This is a genomic window from Meiothermus sp., assembly GCF_026004075.1.
Taxonomy (GTDB): domain Bacteria; phylum Deinococcota; class Deinococci; order Deinococcales; family Thermaceae; genus Meiothermus.
In genome coordinates, this window is sequence record NZ_BPIK01000001.1 from 157954 (window position 1) to 179663 (window position 21710).

At 61.4% G+C, this 21710-nt stretch carries 23 protein-coding genes and 1 pseudogene; 16 read left to right on the plus strand and 8 right to left on the minus strand.

Features of this window, described 5'->3' with window-relative positions:
- Positions 1–115: 115 nt before the first annotated feature.
- A complete protein-coding gene (locus Q0X18_RS00760) occupies positions 116–760 on the minus strand; it encodes a helix-turn-helix domain-containing protein (RefSeq protein ID WP_297557338.1) in 645 nt (214 codons plus the stop codon).
- A 102-nt stretch (positions 761–862) separates the two neighbouring features.
- On the opposite strand from Q0X18_RS00760, the gene Q0X18_RS00765 reads away from it, so the two are divergent.
- The 3 genes and pseudogenes from Q0X18_RS00765 to Q0X18_RS00775 all read left to right on the plus strand — a co-directional run bounded on the left by Q0X18_RS00765 (position 863) and on the right by Q0X18_RS00775 (position 3998).
- Positions 863–2209, plus strand: coding sequence for an MFS transporter (locus Q0X18_RS00765; RefSeq protein ID WP_297557340.1), 1347 nt, complete (start codon positions 863–865; stop codon positions 2207–2209).
- Between the two features lie 59 nt (positions 2210–2268).
- Positions 2269–2908: pseudogene (gene hisG, locus Q0X18_RS00770) on the plus strand (ATP phosphoribosyltransferase).
- A 73-nt stretch (positions 2909–2981) separates the two neighbouring features.
- Positions 2982–3998, plus strand: a complete 1017-nt coding sequence (locus Q0X18_RS00775; protein ID WP_297557342.1) for an aldo/keto reductase — start codon at positions 2982–2984, stop codon at positions 3996–3998.
- On the opposite strand, the gene Q0X18_RS00780 is transcribed toward Q0X18_RS00775, so the two are convergent.
- The gene (locus tag Q0X18_RS00780; RefSeq protein ID WP_297557344.1) at positions 3995–4963 is read right to left on the minus strand and encodes an NADPH:quinone oxidoreductase family protein; all 969 of its coding nucleotides are present in this window, start codon (positions 4961–4963) and stop codon (positions 3995–3997) included. The genes Q0X18_RS00775 and Q0X18_RS00780 overlap by 4 nt on opposite strands.
- A 32-nt stretch (positions 4964–4995) precedes the next feature.
- Here Q0X18_RS00780 and trmH point away from each other — a divergent pair, with 32 nt between their 5' ends.
- Both trmH and Q0X18_RS00790 read left to right on the plus strand, forming a co-directional pair.
- Positions 4996–5628, plus strand: a complete 633-nt coding sequence (gene trmH / locus Q0X18_RS00785) for a tRNA (guanosine(18)-2'-O)-methyltransferase TrmH (protein WP_297557345.1) — start codon at positions 4996–4998, stop codon at positions 5626–5628.
- A gap of 41 nt (positions 5629–5669) precedes the next feature.
- Complete coding sequence (locus Q0X18_RS00790) at positions 5670–6851, plus strand: VanW family protein (protein WP_297557347.1); 1182 nt, start codon at positions 5670–5672, stop codon at positions 6849–6851.
- A gap of 6 nt (positions 6852–6857) precedes the next feature.
- Here the strand turns inward: Q0X18_RS00790 and Q0X18_RS00795 are convergent, their stop codons facing one another.
- From Q0X18_RS00795 to Q0X18_RS00810, 4 genes are all read right to left on the minus strand, one after another.
- Positions 6858–7664: an IS5 family transposase gene (locus tag Q0X18_RS00795; RefSeq protein ID WP_119342530.1), complete on the minus strand. Its 807-nt coding sequence runs from the start codon at positions 7662–7664 to the stop codon at positions 6858–6860.
- 103 nt (positions 7665–7767) lie between these two features.
- Positions 7768–8595, minus strand: coding sequence for a transglutaminase family protein (locus tag Q0X18_RS00800; protein ID WP_297557349.1), 828 nt, complete (start codon positions 8593–8595; stop codon positions 7768–7770).
- A gap of 42 nt (positions 8596–8637) precedes the next feature.
- Positions 8638–9579: a ribokinase gene (rbsK, locus tag Q0X18_RS00805; RefSeq protein ID WP_297557350.1), complete on the minus strand. Its 942-nt coding sequence runs from the start codon at positions 9577–9579 to the stop codon at positions 8638–8640.
- Positions 9580–9620: 41 nt separating this feature from the next.
- A complete protein-coding gene (locus Q0X18_RS00810) occupies positions 9621–10550 on the minus strand; it encodes a nucleoside hydrolase (protein ID WP_297557351.1) in 930 nt (309 codons plus the stop codon).
- Between the two features lie 53 nt (positions 10551–10603).
- Between Q0X18_RS00810 and Q0X18_RS00815 the strand changes: the two genes are divergently transcribed.
- From Q0X18_RS00815 to Q0X18_RS00830, 4 genes are all read left to right on the plus strand, one after another.
- A complete protein-coding gene (locus tag Q0X18_RS00815) occupies positions 10604–10867 on the plus strand; it encodes a hypothetical protein (protein ID WP_297557352.1) in 264 nt (87 codons plus the stop codon).
- Positions 10868–11133: 266 nt separating this feature from the next.
- A complete protein-coding gene (locus tag Q0X18_RS00820; protein WP_297557354.1) occupies positions 11134–12195 on the plus strand; it encodes a DUF4382 domain-containing protein in 1062 nt (353 codons plus the stop codon).
- A 98-nt stretch (positions 12196–12293) separates the two neighbouring features.
- Positions 12294–13391 carry an alanine racemase gene (gene alr / locus Q0X18_RS00825; protein WP_297557356.1) on the plus strand — a complete coding sequence of 366 codons (1098 nt, stop codon included), beginning with the start codon at positions 12294–12296 and terminating at the stop codon, positions 13389–13391.
- A gap of 58 nt (positions 13392–13449) precedes the next feature.
- Complete coding sequence (locus tag Q0X18_RS00830; RefSeq protein ID WP_013012503.1) at positions 13450–13770, plus strand: DUF3208 domain-containing protein; 321 nt, start codon at positions 13450–13452, stop codon at positions 13768–13770.
- 143 nt (positions 13771–13913) lie between these two features.
- On the opposite strand, the gene Q0X18_RS00835 is transcribed toward Q0X18_RS00830, so the two are convergent.
- Complete coding sequence (locus Q0X18_RS00835; protein ID WP_297557357.1) at positions 13914–14489, minus strand: GNAT family N-acetyltransferase; 576 nt, start codon at positions 14487–14489, stop codon at positions 13914–13916.
- Positions 14490–14532: 43 nt separating this feature from the next.
- On the opposite strand from Q0X18_RS00835, the gene Q0X18_RS00840 reads away from it, so the two are divergent.
- From Q0X18_RS00840 to Q0X18_RS00865, 6 genes are all read left to right on the plus strand, one after another.
- Positions 14533–15039: a molybdenum cofactor biosynthesis protein B gene (locus tag Q0X18_RS00840; protein WP_297557358.1), complete on the plus strand. Its 507-nt coding sequence runs from the start codon at positions 14533–14535 to the stop codon at positions 15037–15039.
- Positions 15040–15264: 225 nt separating this feature from the next.
- Positions 15265–16356 carry a type IV pilus twitching motility protein PilT gene (locus Q0X18_RS00845; protein WP_297557359.1) on the plus strand — a complete coding sequence of 364 codons (1092 nt, stop codon included), beginning with the start codon at positions 15265–15267 and terminating at the stop codon, positions 16354–16356.
- 84 nt (positions 16357–16440) lie between these two features.
- Positions 16441–17139, plus strand: a complete 699-nt coding sequence (gene deoD / locus Q0X18_RS00850; protein WP_297557360.1) for a purine-nucleoside phosphorylase — start codon at positions 16441–16443, stop codon at positions 17137–17139.
- A gap of 75 nt (positions 17140–17214) precedes the next feature.
- The gene (argF, locus tag Q0X18_RS00855) at positions 17215–18156 is read left to right on the plus strand and encodes an ornithine carbamoyltransferase (protein WP_297557362.1); all 942 of its coding nucleotides are present in this window, start codon (positions 17215–17217) and stop codon (positions 18154–18156) included.
- Positions 18157–18339: 183 nt separating this feature from the next.
- Positions 18340–19305 carry an N-acetyl-gamma-glutamyl-phosphate reductase gene (gene argC, locus Q0X18_RS00860; RefSeq protein ID WP_297557363.1) on the plus strand — a complete coding sequence of 322 codons (966 nt, stop codon included), beginning with the start codon at positions 18340–18342 and terminating at the stop codon, positions 19303–19305.
- Between the two features lie 15 nt (positions 19306–19320).
- Positions 19321–19950, plus strand: a complete 630-nt coding sequence (locus tag Q0X18_RS00865) for a DsbA family protein (protein ID WP_297557364.1) — start codon at positions 19321–19323, stop codon at positions 19948–19950.
- A 3-nt stretch (positions 19951–19953) separates the two neighbouring features.
- Here the strand turns inward: Q0X18_RS00865 and Q0X18_RS00870 are convergent, their stop codons facing one another.
- Complete coding sequence (locus Q0X18_RS00870; protein WP_297557366.1) at positions 19954–20940, minus strand: hypothetical protein; 987 nt, start codon at positions 20938–20940, stop codon at positions 19954–19956.
- 230 nt (positions 20941–21170) lie between these two features.
- Here Q0X18_RS00870 and Q0X18_RS00875 point away from each other — a divergent pair, with 230 nt between their 5' ends.
- Positions 21171–21710, plus strand: coding sequence for a DUF3105 domain-containing protein (locus Q0X18_RS00875; protein WP_297557368.1), 540 nt, complete (start codon positions 21171–21173; stop codon positions 21708–21710).

Sequence of the window (21710 nt, forward strand, 5' to 3'; positions counted from 1 at the left end):
GCTGATAAGAATAAGATACACCCATATGCGCTATGCGTCAAGGTTATGCAGGGCTGTGGGGGTAAGCTAACGCAAACCCCCGGACAGCCCCGTCCTGAGGCCATAACTTTGCGCGTCAGGTCTCGAGGGTTGGTGCCAGGCCCAGATGGAGCACATATTTTTCTGTACCATTCCGGTGAGCATAGCGTTCATAGAGTTCCCAAAGGTCGCGCTGCAAGGCTTTGGCATCGCTTCTGTCCAGCATCAGACCCCCGTTCCAGAGGTTGAGAACGGCCGGGTGCTGGGGGTTTAGGTGTTCGGGTGGGCTTGATTCATCCTCGAGGTGCGAACCCCAGACCAGCAGCCCATCGGCGTTGCGGTAGACCACGATTTCCGATCCGTACTCGTGCGCTCTAAGGGCTTTTTGCAGGCTGCGCTCGAGGCGGGCTTTCCAGAAAGCATGGCCGGTTAAGTTTTCTAGGAGGCGCTGGGGTATCAGTTCCAGGGGAACGCGGAAAGAGCTGGAGGTGGCCTGGTAGTGCTTGACGGGCCGCCCCCGTCTTTTGGAGACTGCCGCTACTTCCAATAAGCCGGCCTTGAGCATCTGCAGAACCCGGTAATGCATGGTCTGAATGGGTATTTTGAACTCCTCGGCAGCGGCTTTGACCGGGGTGGGGCCGCGCATAAAGGGCTTGAGGAATACGGCGGCCTCGGGATCGGCCAGAATGCGGGCGGCCAGCGCGTTATCGACCAAATGTGCCCTGGGTGTTGTTTGGAGCATATTTTTATGCTACTCCAGGTTTTGTATTTTTCGTGGAGTAGACTTTGCCTACACTTGAACCAGGAAAGGAATTTGGAGGTTAACGCACCTTTTGACAGCGCTATGCAGCCACACCTAACCGGGCTTAAGGGATTTACGCTGGTGGCTTTCGGGCAACTGGTCTCGCTGGTGGGCAGCGGCATGAGCCAGTTTGCTCTTACCATCTGGGCCTTCGAAAAAACCGGGCTGGCGACCTCGCTGGCTCTGATGGGCTTTTTCTATATGGTTCCGCTCATCCTGATCTCGCCCCTGGCGGGGGCCTGGGTCGATCGGGGCAACCGCAAGCTCATGATGATGGTCTCCGATCTGGGCGCTGCTGGAGGTACGCTGGCGGTATTTTTGCTTTATTTGAGCGGAAACCTTGAGATATGGCATCTGTACGTGGTAGGCGCGCTCAACGGCCTGACCAGTGCCTTCCAGTGGCCTGCCTACTCGGCGGCCATCTCCACCATGGTAGACAAGAAAGACTACGCCCGGGCCAATGGCCTGCTCTCGCTGGCCGAATCGGCTTCGGGCATTGGGGCTCCCATTCTGGCGGGTATCCTGCTGGGGCTGGTGGGGCTGAGGGGCATTCTTCTACTGGATCTGCTCACGTTTACGGCGGCTTTCACTACCCTTATGCTGGTACATGTACCGCAGCCCAAGCAAAGCGCAGCAGGCAGGGAAAGCCGGGGAAGCTTGCTGAGTGAGGCCCTGTATGGCTTCCGGTTCATTTTTGCCAGGCCCAGCCTGCTGGGCTTGCAGACGGTGTTCTTGCTGGGCAATTTGGTGGCCAACCTGGGTTCGGCCATCATGGCTGCGATGATTCTGGCCCGTACGGCCTCGAGCGAAACCGCGCTCGCGACCGTGCAGAGTGCCGCGGGCATTGGGGGCGTGCTGGGCGGGGTGCTGCTCTCCACCTGGGGCGGCCCCCGCCGCAAGGTGCACGGGGTGCTTATGGGCTGGGTGCTCTCGAGCTTTTTTGGCAGCGTGTTGCTGGGCCTGGGACAGAGCGTGTGGGTCTGGGCTACCTGCGCCTTTATATTTGCCCTGATTGTACCCATCCTGAACGGCTCCAACCAGGCCATCTGGCAGGCCAAAGTACCCCCCGATGTGCAGGGCAAAGTGTTCGCGGCCCGGCGCATGATCGCCTGGGTGGCTGGGCCTTTGGCGATGCTGGTGGCCGGCCCCCTGGCCGACCGGGTGCTGACCCCAGCCATGATGCCCGATGGGGCCCTGGCAGGTTTTTTTGGGGGTCTGGTGGGGGTGGGGCCCGGGGCCGGAATGGCGCTTTTGTTGGTGATTAGCGGTCTGCTGGGGATGGTGGTGGGCCTGGGGGGGTACTTGTTCCGGGTGGTGCGGGAGGCCGAAGACCTGATCCCCGACCACGACCATGCCCTCGAGGTTCGCCCAGAACCGGTGGCATCGTAGCCGCATTTAGAAAGGGCCGAATGGAGCGCCTGGCTTTGGTGTGATATAAGGAAGCTCGGATGATTCGAGGACGCTTCGCACTGGTGGTGGCTTTGCCCAAGGGGCGCAACTTTGCAGATGGCTACAGGGCCCTGACGCAGGCCGGGCTGGAACTGCCCCCCCTCGAGGGCGAACGGGCCTTGCTGCATGGGCAGGAGGGGGGGGGTGGCGGTGCTCGAGCTGCGCAACCACGACGTGCCCACCTACGTCGACCTGGGGATTGCCGATGTGGGGGTGGTGGGCAAGGATGTGTTGCTGGAGTCGGGGCGCGATGTGTACGAGCCGGTGGATCTGGGCACGGGGGCCTGTCGCCTTTCGCTGATCCGCCACCCGGCTGTGACCGGGCCCATCCGGCGGATTGCCACCAAATACCCCCGCTTTACCGCGCAGGTGCTGCGCGAACGGGGGATGGTGGCCGATATCATCGAGCTGGCCGGCAATGTCGAGCTGGCCGCCCTCACCGGGCTGGCCGATGCGGTGGTGGATGTGGTGCAGACCGGGGCTACCCTCAAAGCAGCGGGCTTGCTCGAGGTTGAGGTGCTGGCCCACTCCACCGCCCGCTTTATCGTGAACCGCCAGTCACTCAAGCTCAAGCGTGAGCTGCTGCGCCCCCTTATCGAGCGCCTGCGGGCCAACGCCCACAACCTGCCTGCTTCCTAAGCCCTGAGCCGCCAAGGGCAAAGATGAAAAACGTTGCAATGCTCGAAGGCCGATGGCCGTAGAATCAGGCGCTATGCGCTACCGCAAACTAGGAGAATCCGGTCTGTTCGTTTACCCCATCGCCCTCGGCACCATGCAGTTTGGCTGGACGGCCGACGAATCCACGGCTTTTGCCATCATGGACGCGTTCGTGGAGGCGGGCGGCAACCTGATCGATACCGCCGACATCTACAGCACCTGGGCGCCGGGCAACCCCGGCGGGGTCTCGGAGGAAATTATCGGGCGCTGGCTCAAAAGCCGGGGGCTGCGCGACCGCGTAATTGTAGCTACCAAGGTGCGCGGCCCGATGGGGCCGGGGGGCTCGGAGGGGCGCAACCACCCCTTGCAGCGCGAGGGGCTCTCGCGGGCCTGGATCATGCGGGCGGTGGAGGACAGCCTGCGCCGCCTGCAGGTTGACCACATCGACCTGTATCAGGTGCACTGGGTGGATAACCTGGTTCCCATCGAAGAGACCCTCTCAGCCCTGACCGATCTGGTGCGCAAAGGCTACGTGCGCTATATTGGCTGCTCCAACTTCTCGGCCTGGCGCTTAATGCAGGCTTTGTGGGCCTCGGATAAACATGGTTTTGAGAGCTTTGTCTCGATCCAGCCCGAGTACAGCCTGACCATGCCCACCCGCATGAACTTCGAGCGTGAGCTGGCTCGAGTCTGCGAGACCTACGGCCTGGGCGTCATTCCCTACAGCCCCCTGGCCGGTGGCTTTCTGACCGGCAAGTACCGGCGCGACCAGCCCCTGCCCGAGAGCGTGCGGGCCCAGGGCATCGCCAGCGGACGCTTTAGCGAGCAGAACTGGAAGATACTGGATAAGGTTCTGGAAATTGCCCAGCAGCGCGGGGCGCATCCGGCCCAGGTGGCCCTGGCCTGGCAGCTATCGCGCCCCTTCATCACCGCCCCGATCGTGGGGGCCAATACCGTGCAGCAGCTACAGGATCTGCTACCGGCCGCGCAGCTACAACTGAGCGCGGAAGAGGTGGCGGCGCTCAACGAAGTGTCGAGCTGGCCGCTCTCGCGCACCGAGCGGGAAGTTTAGGGATAAAGCAAGATTTTGCCGGTGCTCTGCCGGCTTTCCATTAGGGCCTGGGCCTGGGCAGCCTGCTCGAGCCGGAAGCGTGCGCCCACGTGGAGCTGAATCTTGCCTGACCGGAGCAGGGCAAAGACGGCCTCCACGGTGGGCCTCAGCAGCTCGGGCCGATTGCGCCGGTAATGCCCGCTGCTGTAGCCGATGACGGCTTTGGTCTGGCGGTGCAGCGGGCGGGTCTCGAAGCTACCGGCCTGCCCGCTGGCATGCCCGTACACCACCAGGCGGCCAAAAGGGGCCAGGCAGCGCATGCCCTGGCTAAAAACCTCCCCCGCCACCGAGTCGAGGATCAGATCGGCGCCTTTTTGCTGGGTTCGCTCGAGCACCTGCTCAGCAAAGCCCTCGTACCCCACCACGGCATCGGCCCCCAGACTGCGGACGAACCCGGCCTTGGCCGGATGCCCCACGGTTCCGATGACCAGCCCCGCACCCAGAGCCTTCGCCATCTGCACCGCCAGGCTGCCCACGCCCCCCGCAGCAGCGTGCACCAGTACGGTCTCGTTTGGCTGCAAGCGCCCAGCCCAGGTCAGGGTGTTGTAGGCCGTGACCAGGGCGGTCAGGCCCGCGACCGCTTCGTCGGGCAGGTCGTTGGGAACCGGGTAGGTCAGCACCGCTTTAGCCAGAACTTTTTCGGCGTACGAGCCCCCACTCGCAAACACTGCCACCCGTTGCCCCAGCGCCAGGCCCCTGACCGCTGCGCCCAGGGCTTCCACCACCCCCACTGCATCCAGCCCCGGTATAAAAGGGGGCGGTGAACCAGCCTCGTAGCCGCCCCGCCGGGCCTGTACGTCGGCGTAGTTGAGGCTGGTCAGGCTGGTGCGCACCAGCACCTCGTCGGGCCCGGGGCTGGGCTCGGGTACCTCCCGGTAGCACAGGTGTTCGGGCGGGCCGTTCTGTTCAACCACGATGGCTTTCATGCCGTCATTTTGGCACAGTACAATAAACCTCCGTGACGCCAGAACGCCTTGCCAGGATTCGCGCCGTATTGGACAAGCGCCAGCCCGACCTGACGGTGCTGATGGAACGGGTGCATAAGCCCCACAACTTTTCGGCCATTCTGCGCTCTTGCGATGCGGTGGGGGTGCTCGAGGCCCACGCCATCCCGGCCAAGCACGGTATTCCAAACCTGGAAGAAGCCGAGGATCTCAGCCTCAAAGGCAAAACCTTCAACGAGACCTCCGGCTCGGCGGCCAAGTGGGTGGGGCTTACACTGCACGCCGATACCGCCTCGGCTTTTGCCCACCTCAAGGCGCGGGGTTTTCAGGTGCTGGCCGCGCATTTTTCCGAGCGGGCCGTGGACTACCGCCAGGCCGATTACACCCGCCCAACCTGCATCCTGCTGGGTACCGAGAAGTGGGGGGTCTCGCCAGAGGCCGCCGAGCTGGCCGATGCCCACGTTCTGATTCCCATGATGGGCATGGTGCAGAGCCTGAATGTTTCGGTGGCGGCAGCGGTAATCCTGTTCGAGGCTCAGCGCCAGCGCTTGCAGGCAGGTTTTTACGAACGGGTTCGTCTTGCCCCCGAGCAGTATGAGGTTGTGCTGCAAAGCTGGATGGCCCGGCATGCGCAGGGCCAGGGTTAGTTTGCACATTTTTTGAGTACTTTGGGCCTTAAAGTGGGGATATGCGCGCTGCCACATTGGCTATTTTTTGCTGGATTTCGCTAGCTTTAGCGGGGCCAGATGGTCTTTACTACGCTTTAGAAAACCGCATTGAAAAAGGCCAGATCGCGACCGTGGGGGTGCCCCAGCGCATCAAGATTGGGGGGGTGGGGCAGCTTCCGAACCTGCTCAGTAAGGCCGCCCGGCCTGCGCTCGAGGCCCGCTGGCGCTACGACGCGGCTTTGAAGGACTGGGTGCTGCAAGACCAGATGGGCCATACCTTCGACCTGGCCGAGGCCAAGAAGCGCTATCTCGAGGCCCTGCAATCCGGCCAGACCGAGTTTTTGCTACCGGTGCGCCACACCCTGCACCCTCGAGGCACCCCTCACTTCTACAACCTTGGCATTCGCCAGCTTCTGGCCGAGGCCACCACCTCCTTTGCGGGCTCCTCCTACGAACGCCGCTACAACATTCAGCTTGGGGCCAGCCGCCTTGATGGCGTGCTGATTCCTCCAGGCGAAATTTTTTCGTTTGCCAGGGCCATGGGCGAAGTCTCCGAACGCACCGGCTTCAAAAAAGCCTTTGTGATCTCGGGCGAACAAACGGTAGAAGGGGTAGGTGGGGGGATGTGCCAGGTCTCGACCACCCTCTTCCGCGCGGCCTACTTTGCGGGGCTGCCCATCGTGCAGCGCCGGCCCCACAGCTATCAGGTGCGCTACTACCAGCCCACCGGCCTGGATGCCGCGGTTTTCTTACCCTCCCTCGACCTTAGGTTCAAAAACGATACCCCTGGTCACCTGCAGATCCAGAGTAGTGTGAGCGGCAGCCAAATTACCTTTCGCATTTTCGGTACTAAGGATCGCGAAGTCACCTGGAGCAATCCCGTCACACTAAGCCGTACGCCAGCGCTACCAACTCGCTATATTGTTAGCCCCGATCTGCCGGCTCAGCGCTTTGTGCAGGTAGACTGGGCCGCCGAAGGTGCCACGGTGCAGGTTTACCGCACCATTCGATTCTCCAATGGCAGGGTGCAGAAAGACACCCTCACCAGCACCTACCGTCCGTGGGGCGCAGTGTACCTGGTTGGTGAGGGCACCCGTCTCAAATCGGGCCGGGTTATTACCGCCGCTACCGACGACGCCCCCGACAACCACGGCTACCTCTTACCCACCCAGACCTCCCAGCGCACGACCCGTAGCCGCTAGAGCCTGCTAACTAGCTGTTCGTAAAAGCTCCACAGTTTTCGCTGTCATCAGAATCGAAAAAGCCAACCAGTGCCAACCTCGCAAGGTCTCAGCCAGCCGCTCATAGTCTCGCGCCAGCCTGCGAAACCGGGATGTCCAGGCAAACGAACGTTCCACCACCCAACGCTTCGGCAGCAGCACGAATCCTCGTTTGGCCCCTTCCACCTTGACCACACACAGGGCGATGCCTTCCGCCTCTGCCGCTTGTGCCGCTTCCTCCCCAGTGTAACCCTGATCCACAAAGGCCACTTCCACCTGCTCCCCCGTCACTTCCTGCACCTGTTGACTGAGGGCTCCCACCTGGGCCCGTTCCTGTTCACTGGCCGCCGTTACTACCAGGGCCAGCAGATGCCCCAGGGTATCTACCGCCAGGTGAACTTTGCTTCCCTTGCGTCGTTTGTACCCATCGTATCCGGCCCGCTCCCCACTTTGCGGGGTGGACTGTAGGGTGCGAGCATCGTAGATGGCAGCGCTGGGATGGGCGGCTTTGCCCTGGAGCATTCGCAGGGTCATGCGCAGGTCGTGTACCAGGTCTTCGAAGACCCCCCGGTTCATCCAGCGGTAGGCTTGCGCCTGAACGATATGGGGGGGTGGGAAGTCGTGGGGCAGGTAGTCCCACTGAGCACCGGTTCGAACCATCCAGCGCAGGGCGTTGAACACTTCGCGCAGGTCGTACTTGCGCTGGGGTGCTTCCAGCGGGGCGAGGGTCAAATAGGGCAGCACCAGAGCCCATTCCTCATCACGGACGTCCGATGGGTAAGCACGGCGGTTCATGCTCTAAACATAACTGCAGTGCCTGATTTGGGTAAGGTGGTTTGTAGATTCTAGGACTGGCGGCAAAAATTGAGGTAACGCGATAAGCAAATCCGGTACATGATCAAAAACTGCCCGACAGCACCTCGACCTGCACCAGCACGCTTAGCTGTTCCTTGCCGCCCCCACGGCGAAGCCCTTTGAGCGGTGGGCAGTCGTCGTAGTCGCGCCCGTGGGCTTTTTTGATGTACTGCTCGTTAATGGTGGAGTTGTTGGTGGGGTCGTAGCCATACCAGCCCGAGCCAGGCACGAAGGCTTCGACCCAGGCATGGCTGCCCTGTGAGCCAACCCCTGTAGCCAGATACCCCGAAACATACCGGGCCGGAATTCCCACGCTGCGTAGAACCGCCAGCATGGCCTGGGCGTAGTCCTGGCAGACCCCGGCCCGGCCTTCCACAAATTGCAGCAGTGGGGTGTTGAGCTCGGTGGCGGCGGCGTCGTAGCGAAAACTCCGGTGGAGGTGCTCCGTCACTTCCAGCAGGTAGCCGTGTAGGTTTTCGCGCGGCTTGGGGCGCCGCAAACCTAGAAGCTCGAGCCAGTTGTAATGCAGGGGCACCCTGGATGTGGGTGCCAGGAACTCAAAAAACCTGGACTCCAGGCTGCTTAAGGCCTGAACTGGTACTGGCAGAGGCTCCGGCGTGGCAAAGGTCAAAACCCTGGCCCGCATTTCTACCCGCAGTTGCGTGTGGGGGTGGGTGACGTGAAAACTGTAGATCCGGTTGTGAAAGTAATCCTGGCGGCTGCGGGGCATGACGTCGGGTGCGATGTTAAGGCGAAACTCCAAAAGCCCTTGGCGGTGATCGTCTACCGGATAAAGCCACAGCTCGTTGAAGGAGTCCCGTGCCGCGTCGGGGTAGAAATACTCCGTTAGATGATAGACCGATAACAACACCAATTGCAGCCTATCAAAAACAAGCAGGAATTGTGCGTGCTGTTAGGACTCGAGCTGGGCGTACACCTCCTCGCGCCAGGGCAATGAGGACTGAGCACCGGTTTTGGTGGTGGCCAAAGCCCCAGCCACACAGCCGCGTTTCACGGCCTGGGCCAGCGACATCCCCTCACAGAGGGCTGTGGCCAATGCCCCGATAAAGGCATCCCCGGCCCCAGTGGCATCGACGACCTCTACTTCGGGAACTGGCTGATGTCCCTGGCCCTCGGGGGATACCCACACTGCTCCCTGTTCACCCAGGGTGATGATGACGGTGGGCACTTTTTTAGCCAGTAGCTGGGCTACCTCGAGGGCTATCTCGGGCGAGTTGGGCAGTACCCCGCTCAGGCCCAGGGCTTCGATTTCGTTGACCACCAGGATGTCGATATGGTGTAGGAGTTTATCGGGCAGTTTTTGCGCAGGTGCTGCATTCAGGATGACCTGGGCGCCGGCCTGGCGGCCCAGCTCGGCTGCCCGTCGCACGGTCTCGAGGGGAATCTCGAGCTGCAAGACCACCACCTGGGCCCCCTCGAACTCGGCGGGGGAGAGGTGCTCGGGCCGCAGGCGGTGGTTGGCCCCCGGCGAGACGATGATGGTGTTCTGCCCTTCCTCGTCAATCGCAATGAAAGCCACGCCGGTGGGGGCTGCGATGGGAAGGGTGGCGCTCACATTGATCCCCTCGCGCTTGAGGGCGTTGCGCAACTGCTGGCCGAACTCATCCTGCCCCACCCTACCAATCATGCGCACCCCGGGGGCCGGGCCGGGGCTGGCGCTTTTGGTGGGCATGGGGCGGGCCAGCATGCGCGCGGCGGCCACCGCCTGGTTGGCCCCTTTGCCGCCGTGATGGGTCTCGTAGTCTGAGCCCAGAAGGGTTTCACCGGGAACCGGATGTCGCTTGACCCGCACCACCAGATCCATGTTGATGCTTCCCACCACCACAATGCTCATGGTCTATAGCTTATATCTTTACGGCCACCCGAACCCCCGTGCTACGCGTAGCGCGCAATGCGCTCCAGCAGCAGCTCGTAGAAGCCGTCTACGTCAACCTCGAGGCCCACCTCGCAGTTGGGTTGTTTGCCGGTTACACCCCAGTAGTCGCAGACCGTGCGCCCAAAGGCCAGCCCCTCATTGGCCTCGATCTCCACGTTGAACATCGCGGTTTTGAACAGCTCGGGGCGCAGCAAGTAAGCCACCGCGCAGGCATCGTGGATGGGAGCTCCGTCCCACTTGTAGCGCTTGATGTGGTGCTCGCGGAAGAACTCGAGCAGCTCCGCCGTAAACGCCCCCACCCGCGTTCCCAGGGCGCGGAAGCGCGCCACCCGTTCGGGAGGGGCGATGGTTTGATGGGTCAGGTTGAGGCCCATCATCACCAGCGGAACTCCTGCCCCAAACACGATTTTGGCCGCATGAGGGTCGCACAGGATGTTGAACTCGGCGCTCGGTGTCCAGTTGCCAATGTCAATCGAGCCGCCCATCAGCACAATTTCCCGAATCTGGGGAATGATGCGGGGCTCGAGCCGCATAGCCAGCGCGATATTGGTGAGAGGGCCTACCGGCACCAGCGTGACCTCGCCGGGATGCTGGAGCACCTGCTCAATAATGAAGTGCACAGCGTGCTTAGGCTCCGCTTGGCCGCTAGGGGTGGGCAGGTGGGGGCCTTCCAGCCCCGAGACCCCATGCACGGCCTCGGCGCTGATGCGCTCGCGCACCAGGGGCCGGTCGGCTCCGGCATAGATGGGCACGCTCTTGCCCAGCACTTCCCGCACCACCAGGGCGTTACGGGTGGTGCGCTCGAGGCCCACGTTGCCATGCACGGTGGTGATGCCCAGAACCTCGAGCTCCTCGCTGGCCAGGGCCAGCATGATGGCGATGGCGTCGTCGTGTCCGGGGTCGCAGTCGAGGATGATTTTGCGCGGCACGCTAGATAGCTTACACCTGACGCGGTATCTGTTGCGGTACAATCGCTTCATCTATGCTCGAGGTCAAGGAAGCGGTCAGGATCGCCACCGAGTACATCCAGACCCTCTTCAGCGAAAAGCAGATTCCCGAGCTGCGGCTCGAGGAGGTCGAGCTTACGCCCGACAATCAGTTCTGGGAGGTCACGCTGTCCTTCGTGGTGCGCGAACCCACAGCCTACCTGAGCCTGGGCGATGCGGCCCGCACCCGCGAGTACAAGACCTTCCGCATCAACGCGGAGACCGGCCAGGTGCAGAGCATGAAGATTCGCAAAGTTTAGCTGATTCGCCGAGTATCTAAGCCACAATCTTTAGATAGTCTTTACCTTGCGCTCACAATACCCGGGCTGTTTACCTCCGATTAATTGCCTTTTCCTAGACTTAGCTCAGTTCGGTTCCGGCCCCTAGGGTTGGGAACCTAAACGGAGCAACCATGAAAACTACAGTTCTTCGTAATTTGCTCGCGGCTCTTGTCCTGGCCGTGCTGATGGCAGGTTGTGGCTCCTCGTCTACCAGTGCCAATCAAACCAATTTTCAGGCTTTGCTGATGACCGCCGATCTATCGAGCAATTCGCTGGCCCAAGGGATTTCTTCCCTCGACCCGCTGGGCCGACCCCAAACCGACCTCTCGCAGATGGCCAAAGTGGTGGTCAACCTGAAGTGCATTGAGCTGGTGGGTGAAGGTGGCCGGGTGGCTGAGCTGGAGCCCAACACCGAGCTGGGCGATAGCGACGGTGACGGTAATCCCGACATTGACCTGATGGCCCTGTCGGGTAAGGCCACAACCATTGTCAAGGGCACGGTGCCGGCAGGAGTCTATACCCAGTTCCGCCTGTTTTCACCTGCCGAGTCGGGCGCCGATGCCCAATCGGTTTATCTGGTGATGAAGGACGGTACCAAAGTGCCGTTGCGCATACCCAGCGGCCAGCAGACCGGTCTCAAGCTGGTCATCCAGGGCGGGTTTAATGTGCAGGCAGACGCCACCACCACCCTGACACTGGCGTTTGACCTGGGCCACTCACTGGTACAGACCGGCAATGACCGCTACATGCTCAAGCCGGTGGTCAAGGCCAGCGGCGATGTGACCTCCGGGGCTGTGAGCGGCAAGGTCACCTTCAAAGGAGGCCGTGCAGCGCAGGACGCCGGTGTGGAGGCCAAATCTGCCGACAACACCTACACCACCCAGACCAACGCCCTGGGCTTGTACAGCTTCGCAGCGGTGGCTGCACCTGCTACCTACGAGTTCACTTTCCGCCTCCAGACCCCCGAGAACGTGGTCTACCTAACTAAGAAAACCGCCAGTGTCCTTGCGAATACCGTCACCACCGTTGATGCCGAGTTTGAGCCCACCGGTGGAATCACGGTTTCGCTCAAATCGGCAACAGCTCCCAGCAATGTGACGGTGGAAATCAAGGATGCCAGTAATGCTACGGTGGCCTCGAGCTCCCAGGCCGATGCCAGCGGCAAGTATGTATTCAGCACCCTTCCGCCTGGCACCTACGGTGTGAGCGTCAGCGCCACCGTGGGCAGCGTCGCGGTAAGCGGGCAGGCCGCGGGTGTGCTGGTGGAAGACTTCAAGATGTCCAGCGTTGAAGTAGAACTTAAGTAACATCGTTTTGCACACCCTCCCCAAACGTTTGGGGAGGTTTTTTGCCTTTTGTGCCGGTTTTGAAGCCTATCTTTCAGGCTGGTATTAGACTGTCGCCTATGCGTCCTGCTTGGTTGGAAGTGAATTTCGATGCTTTAGCCCACAACTACAACCTGCTGCGCTCCAGAGCCGGAAATACCCAGGTGATTGGCGTGGTCAAGGCCAACGCCTATGGGCATGGGGCGGTGGAGGTGGGCAAGGAACTGCTGCGCCTAGGGGCCTGGGGCCTGGCGGTAGCCACCACCGACGAAGCCCGCGAGCTGCGCAGGGCCGGCATTGTGGCCCGTATCTTGCTGATGGGGAGTCTGCACCCCCAGCAGGCCCGGGAGGTGGTTGAGCTGGATCTGATCCCTTCCATCTCGACCCTCGAGAGCGCCGAGGCCCTCAACGCCCTGGGCAAGCCGGTGACGGTGCACCTCGAGTTCGACACCGGTATGGGCCGGGTGGGCTTTCAGCCCGAGGAAGCTCCACAGGTCAAAGAACACTTTGCCCGCTATGACAACCTGCTCATCCAGGGCATCTACTCCCACTTTGCCGATGCTGAGGAGGATGTGCTCTGGACCAAAGAGCAAATTGCCAGTTTCAAGCAGGTGCAGCAGGTGTTTGGGCCGGGCTACTTTTACCATCTGTGCAACACCGCCGGAACTTTTAATTTTGGCGAATACGGCCTGAGTGCGGTGCGTCCGGGTATCGGCCTGTATGGCTTGCTGCCCCACCTGGGCCTGAAGCCCATCGCCCGCCTGCTGGCCAAACCCACCCAGGTCAAAGAGCTGCCACCCGGGCGCAGAATCGGCTACAGCGGCCTCTACACCACCCAGGGCCGGGAATGGATCGCCACCCTGCCGGTGGGCTACGCCGATGGCATCCCCCGCCTGGTCTTCAACCGGGCAACGGTTCGGTATTACCCGGATGACCAGCCCTGCACCTGCCCGGTGGTGGGCCGGATCTCGATGGATCAGATCACCGTGAAGCTTCCGGGGCCGGTGGGCCTGGAGCAGGTCTTTGAGGTGGTCACCCCCGACTTCGACCCCACCAGCAGCCTGTGGGGCTGGGCCGAGCTGACCGGAACCGTCAGCTACGAGCCGGCGGTGCGGCTTGCGGCCCGCCTGCCCAGGGTGTACCTGCGGGATGGGGTCGAGGTGGCGCGGGCGGGATAGAGGGCCAAAGCCACTTTTGGTTTTGCTTCCAGCAGCGAAAATCGAACCCATGACTGCGATGAAGGCCATCAAGCTGTTTCAGGGGTATCTGTGGCACCCCAAAGAACTTTCCTTTGACCCCCGCGAGGCGATTCCCCGCCAACTGGGGGAAGTGCACGTGCTGATAGACAAAGTGCGGGCCCCCATGACCTTTTTCGAGGACGGCACCCCCACCGAGACCCAGCAGTTTTACCAGGTGACCCTGCTGGTGCGCACCGAGCAGGAACCACAAGACCTGAAGCCGCTGGCGCTGTGGGTGAGCCAGGCGCTAAAGCCCTACCTCGAGGCCACCCCCAAGGAGGTGGGCTGGCAACTGCTGGAAGACCTGCGGCAGGTTTGATACCGCTTTCGCTTTAATCCTTCACCGTAGGACGTAGTCGTAGGTGAAGGATTAAAGCCGACCGAAGGGAGTAGAAAAGCATTTCGGTAGTATCGTTTAAGCTTGTCAAAGTGAACGATACTACCGAAATGCGTATGAGCTGGCTAGCGATACAGCCGGGCCTCGAGCGCTTTTTTCACCTGGGGCCACTCGTCGTCGATAATCGAGTACACCGCGGTGTTGCGGATGGTGCCGTTGGGGTAAATCTGATCCTTACGCAGGATGCCCTCAAAGGTAGCCCCTAGCTTCTCGATGGCCTTGCAGCTACGGGTGTTGCGCGCGTCGGCCCGAAACTGCACCCGGATGGCCTTCAGATCCTCGAAAGCCCTGCACAAAAGCAGGTACTTGCTCTCGGGGTTGGCATAGCCGCCCTGAAAAGGGGTAAAAATCCAGGTGGTGGTCTCTAAACCGCGGTACTCCGGGTTGACCCGCACATAACCGGTGCGTCCGGCCACCTGGCCGCTGGCCTTGTCGACGATGGCCCAGTTAACCCGATCTCTGGCTGCAAGTAAGGTGCGGATGTAGTTTTGCATGGCTTCCAGGGAGGGCTCCCTGGGTGCGTTGCTCAGGTACTGTACCATCTCGGCGTCGAAGTGCTCGAGCAAAGCCGGTGCGTGCTCCAGGCCCAAAGGCTCCAGCCGGATATAACGACCCTCCAGGGTTGGGCTATCGTGCCACATATAACCCAAAGCTAACACTTTTTTGCTCTAAACTTTGCACTAAATGATTCGAGTCGGCATCCTAACCATTTCCGACCGGGGGGCTCGAGGCGAAATTGAAGATCGCACCTACGCCGTTTTGCGCGAGAGCCTGACCCCGGGGCCCTACGAGATTGCTAATTACGAGATTATTCCCGATGAACCCGCCCAGATTAAGCGTGTTCTGCGGCTTTGGGCCGACCGCGACGGCCTCGATGTGATTCTGACTGTGGGTAGCATCCGCCTGAGCAACCGCGACCACGTGCCCGAAGCCACCCGCGAGATGCTGGAGAAGGAAGCACCCGGAATAGCAGAACTTATTCGCATCGAAACCTATAAGAAAAACCCTTTGGCGGCCCTGTCCCGTGGCGTTGCAGGGGTGCGGGGCAAGACCCTTATTGTCAACCTGCCAGGCGGGCCGCAGGGCAGCAAGGACTCCATCGAGGTGCTTTTACCACTTATCCCCGAGGCCGTGCAACGTATCTCGGGGCGTCCTGTGGCTCAGTTGGCCGACGATTTTTCCTTCGACTAAGGCCTGCTCCCATGCATACCTGGTGCAGCGGTTTTTTGCTGGGCTGGGTGGATGAGTCCGTACCGTGTGCAATACCTATGCGTGACGGAACCGACCACTGGCCCTGTCCTGGCAAAGCTGGGATAGAAGCCTTTGCCAAAGAGGACGCGAAACGCCGTAACGCCATCTGGTTTGGAAATGGGCACCGAATAGCACAAAAGATGATAACCTTTGCCTTGGTCGCTTATGCATTTTGAAGAAATGCTTATTTTGCTGGTACATAAAGGTGCTTCGGATATTCATCTTCACGCTGGTATGCCGGTGCTGGCCCGCATCGGAGACGAACTCAAAACTGTTAGTCAGAGTGTCATCACCCCCGAGTTTACGGCCAGTCTGGTCGAGAAGCTCTGTACCCCTCAACAAAAAGCCCGCCTACGCGCCTATCGCCAGGTGGATGTGGCCTATAGCCTGCCGGGCCTGACCCGCTTGCGGGTGAACCTGTTCTATCAGCGGGGTTCTATCAGCGCTGTACTGCACACCCTGAGCAGCGAGGATACCGACCTCAGCAAGGTTAATCTGCGCCCGGAGCACCTCGAGTTCTTCCGCGATCAGCGGCGGGGTCTGGTGCTGGTGACGGGGCCGATAGGTGCTGGAAAATCTACCACCTTGGCCAAACTGGTAGATGAGATTAACACCCACCACACCCGCATTATTGTCACAGTAGAAGATCCCATCGAGTACCTGCACCGCCCCAAGCGCTCGGCGGTCATCCAGCGCGAAATTGGCTCCGATGCGATCTCCTACGAGAAGGCCTTGCTGGCTGCCATGCGCCAGAATGCCGATGTGATCGTGATTGGTGAAATCCGGGACTCCGCTACCGCCGCGGCGGTGCTCAATGCGGTGTATACCGGCCATCTGGTGCTCTCGACTTTTGTCTCCAGCGATAGTGTCGGGGTGCTGAACCGGATGCTCGAGCTTTTCAGCCAGGTTGAGCGCAACATTAACCGGGTGCTGCTGGCCGAAAGCCTTTTGGGTATCATCCACCAGCGCCTGGTGCCCGCCACCAACGGCCAGCGGGTTCCCATTACCGAGGTCATCACTATGACCCCCCGCATTCGCGAGGCCCTCAAGCAGCCCGGCCAGACCGATCGCCTGCGCGAGGTGCTGCGCGAACAGGGCCTCGAGGGCTACCAGAGCTTCGATCAAAACCTGCTGGCGCTGTACTACCAGGGCCTGGTGGACTACCAGACTGCCCGCCTGCACGCCCAGAATCCCACCCAGTTTGAACTGGCTGTCCTGCGGCAGTCGAGCGGTCAGGGTTCGGATGAGCTTGCTTAATAGACCGCTTGCGGTAAAGAGCCGCGGGTGAAGCCCCGCACTAATTTCTTTGGCGATTCTGGCACAACAGGATAAAGTACAGACATGACGCCGCATATCTCCGCTCCACCGGGTGCTATTGCTGAAGCCATCCTGCTCCCCGGCGACCCTCTGCGGGCCAAGCACATTGCCGAGAACTTTCTGGAAAACCCGGTGCTGTACAACCAGGTTCGCAACATGTTTGGCTACACCGGCACCTACAAAGGCAAACGGGTAAGCGTGCAGGGCACCGGGATGGGGATCCCCTCGGCCAGCATCTATATTCACGAATTGGTTCAGTTTTATGGCTGCAAGACCCTGATTCGGGTAGGCACCGCTGGGGCCATTACCGAACGCCTGAAGCTGCGCGATCTGGTTATTGCCCAGGCCGCCTGCACCGACTCCTCTATCAACAACCTGCGCTTTGGCGGCCAGAACTATGCGCCCATCGCCACCTTCGACCTGATGCGCCGGGCCTACGAGCAGGCCCAGTCCAGGGGCATGCCGGTGCACGTGGGCAACGTGCTTTCCACCGACACCTTCTACCACGACCAGCCCGACCCCTATCAGCTATGGGCCCAGTTTGGGGTGCTGGCGGTTGAGATGGAGGCTGCGGGACTCTACACGCTGGCGGCCAAGTTTGGGGTGCAGGCCTTGTGTATCGTTACCATCAGCGACCACCTGATTACCCGCGAGAAGACCACCCCCCAGGAGCGGCAGGAGACCTTCAATCAGATGGTCGAGGTCGCGCTCGAGACCATCTGAGTAGCGTCTGGCCTGCGGCTCTGTATAATCAAACCCTATGACTGGGTTTTTATACATACAGAAGTGGAGGTGCTTGTGGCTGAGGTGATTGAGCCGCTTACCAGCCTTAAAGGTCGCGACTTCCTTTCCAACCTCGACCTGTCGCCTGCCGAGTACCGCGCGGTGCTGGATACCGCCCACGCCATGAAGCGGGGGGCTTACAGGGGGCTGCGGCCCCTCGAGGGCCAGACCCTGGCGATGATCTTCGAAAAGCCCTCCCTGCGCACCCGCACCACCTTCGAAGTAGCCATGAACCAGCTCGGCGGGCACGCAGTTAACCTCACCAACGCCGAGATTGGCCTGGGCACCCGCGAGCCGGTGCGTGACATCGCCCTGAACCTCGAGCGCTGGGTGGAGGGCATTATGGCCCGGGTTTACCTGCACTCGACCCTCGAGGAGCTGGCCCGCTACTCTTCCAAGCCGGTCATCAACGGCCTTTCCGACCTGCTGCACCCGGTGCAACTGCTGGCCGACTACCAGACCATCGAGGAGACCTTCCCCGATACCAGGGGCATCAAGGTGGCCTATATTGGCGATGGCAACAACATGGCCAACGCCCATATCCAGTGTGCGGTGCTCTCCGGGGTCAAGCTCACCATCGCCACCCCGCGCGGCTACGAGCCCAACGCCATCATCTACATGGAAGCCCTTAAGCTGGGGGCCGATATCACCCTGACCCACGACCCCCTCGAGGCCGCTAAAGGGGCCCAGGTGCTCTATACCGACGTCTGGGTCTCGATGGGCCAGGAGGCCGAGGCCAGCCAGCGGCGCAAAATCAAAGACTTCACCGGTTTTCAGGTAACCCCGGCCATGCTGGACTTGATTGACCCCGACGGCATTTTTTTACACTGCCTGCCGGCCCACTACGGCGAGGAGGTGGTCGAGGAGGCCACCCTGCACAAAAAGTCCAGGGTCTTCGACCAGGCCGAGAACCGGCTGCACGCGCAAAAAGCCCTTCTCTACCATTTGTTAAGCTAGGGGTATGGGGCAGAGCGAGCACATACGCAAGCAGGTGGGCCGGCCACAGGTAAAGTCGCCTCTGGCCCAGGTGTTTCTTCTTCGACAGATGCTCTTAGAGCTGGGCCTGGAACCAAGGCATGCGCACACACACGTTCGAAAGTCTGTTGGCCGCCCTGGGACAAGACGGGGTTGGGTGGAGCCATGAGTAAGCCCAAGGTGTTCATTGACGGCGAGGCGGGCACCACCGGCCTGCAAATCCGGGCCCGCTTGCAGCACAGAAACGATATCGAGATCATTTCGATTGACCCGGCTAAGCGCAAGGATGAGCTCGAGCGCAAGCGCCTGCTGAACATGGCAGACGTAGCCATCCTCTGCCTGCACGACGACCTGGCCAAAGGGGCGGTGGCGATGCTGGAGAACCCCGAGACCCGCATCCTGGACGCCAGCTCGGCCCACCGGGTGGCCGAGGGCTGGGTGTACGGCTTCCCGGAGCTCACCCCGGCCCAGCCCGAAGCGATTCGCCGGGCGCGCCTGGTTTCCAACCCCGGCTGCTACCCCACCGGGGTGATCGCCCTCCTGCGGCCCCTAATAGAGGCCGGGCTTTTGCCGGCGGACTTTGCGGCCTCGGTTAACGCCATCTCGGGCTACTCGGGTGGGGGGCGGCAGCTCATAGACGCCATGGAAGGCCGGGGGGAGCACCGCCTGGCCGGGGACTACCGGGCCTATGGCCTCGAGCTTACCCACAAGCACATCCCCGAGATGACCGTCTACTCGGGCCTGCGGCACCCCCCCATCTTCACCCCGGCGGTGGGGCGCTTCCGCCAGGGGATGCTGGACTTCATCCCGGTACACCTGTGGGCCCTGCCGCAAAAGGTTACCGCTGCCGAACTGCACGAAGCCCTCGCGGAGCGCTACCAGGGGCAGCGCTTCGTGCGGGTAATGCCCCTGGAGACCTACGGCCAGCACCACCCGGTGCTCGACCCCCAGGCCCTGAACGGCACCAACCTGCTCGAGCTCTTCGTCTACGAAAACCCCGCGCGCGAGCAGGCCCTGTTGGTAGCGCGTTTCGACAACCTGGGCAAGGGGGCTTCGGGCGCGGCAGTGCAGAACCTCGACATCATGCTGGGCCTGGAAGGGCCTTACACCTACGAGTACTTTGGCGACTGATGTGGGGTTACGCAGATGCAGCTGGTGAAGATCTACCTCGACTACCTGTGCCCTTTTGCCTGGCGGGGCCTCGAGCTGGCCTACGTGGTGGCCCCCCAACTGGCGCTGGAGTTGGAAATCAGGCACTACAGCCTGGAGCAGGGCAACCACCCCGAAAACGCAGGCCGGCCGCGCCATACCCCGGCCTGGAAGCTGGCCGAGCAGCCGCTGGAAAGCTCCAGATCGCTCCGGGCTTTTCTGGCCTCGCACGCTGCAAGGCAGCAGGGGAAGGCGGCCCACCTGCGCTTTGCCCTCGAGCTCTTTCGCCTGCGCCACCAAGAACGGCGCAGACTGGACGACGAGACCCTGGTTGAAGCGGTGGGCCGGGCCGGGCTGGACTTGGAGCGCTTCATGGCCGACCTGGAAGAAGAGGAAAGCCGGCGGCTCGAGCTGGCCGCCGACCTCGAGGCCGCCGGTGAAATGGGGGTCTTTGGCACGCCTACCTTCGTGCTGCCCTCGGGCGATGCAGCCTATTTTCGCTTTACTCAGCTCACCACCGAGCCTGAGCTGGCCGTGCACCTGTGGGAGCTATTCACCGCTGTACTGGAAAACGGTGCCCATATCGAGACCATCCGCCGCCCACAGCGGGAGCGGGCCTCCAGGTGAGGGTTACTCAACTGGCTGTCCGTTCAGGGTCACGCTAAACTGGCCACAGCCGCTAAACTCAATCCGCAGCGTAGACTTCTCACCCGCTGGGCTGATGTAGACGAATTCCTTGGCCCCGCTGTCGAAGTTCATCAGGCGGCCCAGGGGGTTCTGGCAGACCGCGCGGTTCCAGTGCAGGGTGGGGTCGGTGTACCAGATCAGGTTGCGGGTATTGTTGTTGCGTGTCCAGGTGGCACTGCCGGGGTTGGCCTTATCTACCGTGAAGGTGCCGGCATCCCAGGGATTGCTGTTGCCGTCGTTGTCGGGGGCATAGGTCTTGCTGACATCAAAGACCAGCGAGCCGGTGTAGGTGTTGTTGAAGACGGTCTTGGTGACGGTATGGGTGTAGTTCTTGGTGATCTTGAAGAGGGTGGCATCTTGCTTGTCGATCGAGTAGCTACCATTCAGGGTGCGCTCGACTGAGCGGTTATCGCTACTGGCGCGCGACCTAAAGTTGTCGAAGGTGACGCCGTAGCCGCTATAGGGCTGGTTGTCGTTGGTGTCTTGCAGGCTGATGGCGCCGTTCAGGCTGTAGCTAGTACCGCCGGGGCCGGTGTAGCTGCAATCGTAGGTTGTCGTGGCGTTGGCGGGCACACCGTCATCGTCGGCGTCTACCAGTGGCGAGGGGGTGGTGCTGATGCTGCAGCTTCCACTGCCCATCGCGGGCAAGTACAACACGCCCACCGCCCGCAAAATCAGATTGATGCGGCGGGGTAGACCCCAGGCTTGGGCGCTGGCGTCCAGACTGTCTACGCTGCTTTGTGTGCTCAGTGCACCTGTGCTGGCATCTCCCAGCATGGCACCAGTGAGCTGCAGATCCCCCTGCGCTGCTTCAGCGAGGGCCTGGGCATCGGCCTGGGTAAGGGTGTTGGGGGTTTGCGGCTGGCTTCCACAAGCGGCGAGAAGGCCCAAGAGGGTGAGACCGGCGAGGTTACGTAAGATCGTACGCATGGTTTTTCCTCCTGTTTTGGAGGATACTTCTCGAAACTGAAGGGGACACAGGTGAATTCTTAACTCAAGCTGAAGGAAGTGTTCGGGCTGCCTTGAAATGTGGGATGATGGGGTACTCGAGATTCTAAAGTACCCCTAAGCTATGCTTTCAAGGTGATCCGATGGCGACCCAACCTAAAAAGAAAAAGAAAGGCGCTGCAAAGTACAGTTCCCAGCCCAAGCCCTCATCCATGCCCTGGGTGCTGGGTGGGGTAGCGGCGCTGGCGGTGTTGGTGGGAGGCTTTTTCTGGTGGCAGGGGCAGCAAGCGGCGGGTAGTTTTGAGGCCCTGATTGCCCAGGGCAAGGCGGGATTGCCGGCTCGAGTAATCACCAACCCCGACGCGGGGCGGGGCCATAGCAACATCGGGGTGTCGCTTGTGTATGCCACCGACCCGCCCACCTCGGGGGTGCACTGGCCCAACTGGACGGAGCCGGGGTTTTACACCCGCCCCGAGCCCAAAGAAAAGCTGGTACACGCCCTCGAGCACGGCAACATCGTCATCTACTACGACCAACCCCCAGCCGAGGCCCTGAGCCAGATTCGCGCCTGGCAGCGCCGCTTTACCGGGGCCTGGGATGGCCTGGTGGTGGTGCCCAAGCAAGGGCTGGGTCAGACCATCGAACTCACCGCCTGGAACAAGCTGCTGCGCCTGGAAACCTGGGATGCCGCGCTGGCCGCGGCCTTTATTGATGCCTACCGGGGCCGGGGGCCGGAGAACCCGGTGCGCTGA

Excerpts from the sequence above, each read along its gene's own strand:
- argC (WP_297557363.1), top strand. The coding sequence starts at position 18,340 with ATGAGTAAGCCCAAGGTGTTCATTGACGGCGAGGCGGGCACCACCGGC.
- Q0X18_RS00870 (WP_297557366.1), bottom strand. The coding sequence starts at position 20,940 with ATGCGTACGATCTTACGTAACCTCGCCGGTCTCACCCTCTTGGGCCTT.
- Q0X18_RS00840 (WP_297557358.1), top strand. The coding sequence starts at position 14,533 with ATGATTCGAGTCGGCATCCTAACCATTTCCGACCGGGGGGCTCGAGGC.
- Q0X18_RS00835 (WP_297557357.1), bottom strand. The coding sequence starts at position 14,489 with ATGTGGCACGATAGCCCAACCCTGGAGGGTCGTTATATCCGGCTGGAG.
- Q0X18_RS00820 (WP_297557354.1), top strand. The coding sequence starts at position 11,134 with ATGACCGCCGATCTATCGAGCAATTCGCTGGCCCAAGGGATTTCTTCC.
- Q0X18_RS00845 (WP_297557359.1), top strand. The coding sequence starts at position 15,265 with ATGCATTTTGAAGAAATGCTTATTTTGCTGGTACATAAAGGTGCTTCG.
- Q0X18_RS00815 (WP_297557352.1), top strand. The coding sequence starts at position 10,604 with ATGCTCGAGGTCAAGGAAGCGGTCAGGATCGCCACCGAGTACATCCAG.
- Q0X18_RS00830 (WP_013012503.1), top strand. The coding sequence starts at position 13,450 with ATGAAGGCCATCAAGCTGTTTCAGGGGTATCTGTGGCACCCCAAAGAA.
- Q0X18_RS00775 (WP_297557342.1), top strand. The coding sequence starts at position 2,982 with ATGCGCTACCGCAAACTAGGAGAATCCGGTCTGTTCGTTTACCCCATC.
- rbsK (WP_297557350.1), bottom strand. The coding sequence starts at position 9,579 with ATGAGCATTGTGGTGGTGGGAAGCATCAACATGGATCTGGTGGTGCGG.
- Q0X18_RS00795 (WP_119342530.1), bottom strand. The coding sequence starts at position 7,664 with ATGAACCGCCGTGCTTACCCATCGGACGTCCGTGATGAGGAATGGGCT.
- Q0X18_RS00780 (WP_297557344.1), bottom strand. The coding sequence starts at position 4,963 with ATGAAAGCCATCGTGGTTGAACAGAACGGCCCGCCCGAACACCTGTGC.
- Q0X18_RS00865 (WP_297557364.1), top strand. The coding sequence starts at position 19,321 with ATGCAGCTGGTGAAGATCTACCTCGACTACCTGTGCCCTTTTGCCTGG.
- alr (WP_297557356.1), top strand. The coding sequence starts at position 12,294 with ATGCGTCCTGCTTGGTTGGAAGTGAATTTCGATGCTTTAGCCCACAAC.
- Q0X18_RS00760 (WP_297557338.1), bottom strand. The coding sequence starts at position 760 with ATGCTCCAAACAACACCCAGGGCACATTTGGTCGATAACGCGCTGGCC.
- Q0X18_RS00790 (WP_297557347.1), top strand. The coding sequence starts at position 5,670 with ATGCGCGCTGCCACATTGGCTATTTTTTGCTGGATTTCGCTAGCTTTA.
- Q0X18_RS00875 (WP_297557368.1), top strand. The coding sequence starts at position 21,171 with ATGCCCTGGGTGCTGGGTGGGGTAGCGGCGCTGGCGGTGTTGGTGGGA.
- deoD (WP_297557360.1), top strand. The coding sequence starts at position 16,441 with ATGACGCCGCATATCTCCGCTCCACCGGGTGCTATTGCTGAAGCCATC.
- Q0X18_RS00765 (WP_297557340.1), top strand. The coding sequence starts at position 863 with ATGCAGCCACACCTAACCGGGCTTAAGGGATTTACGCTGGTGGCTTTC.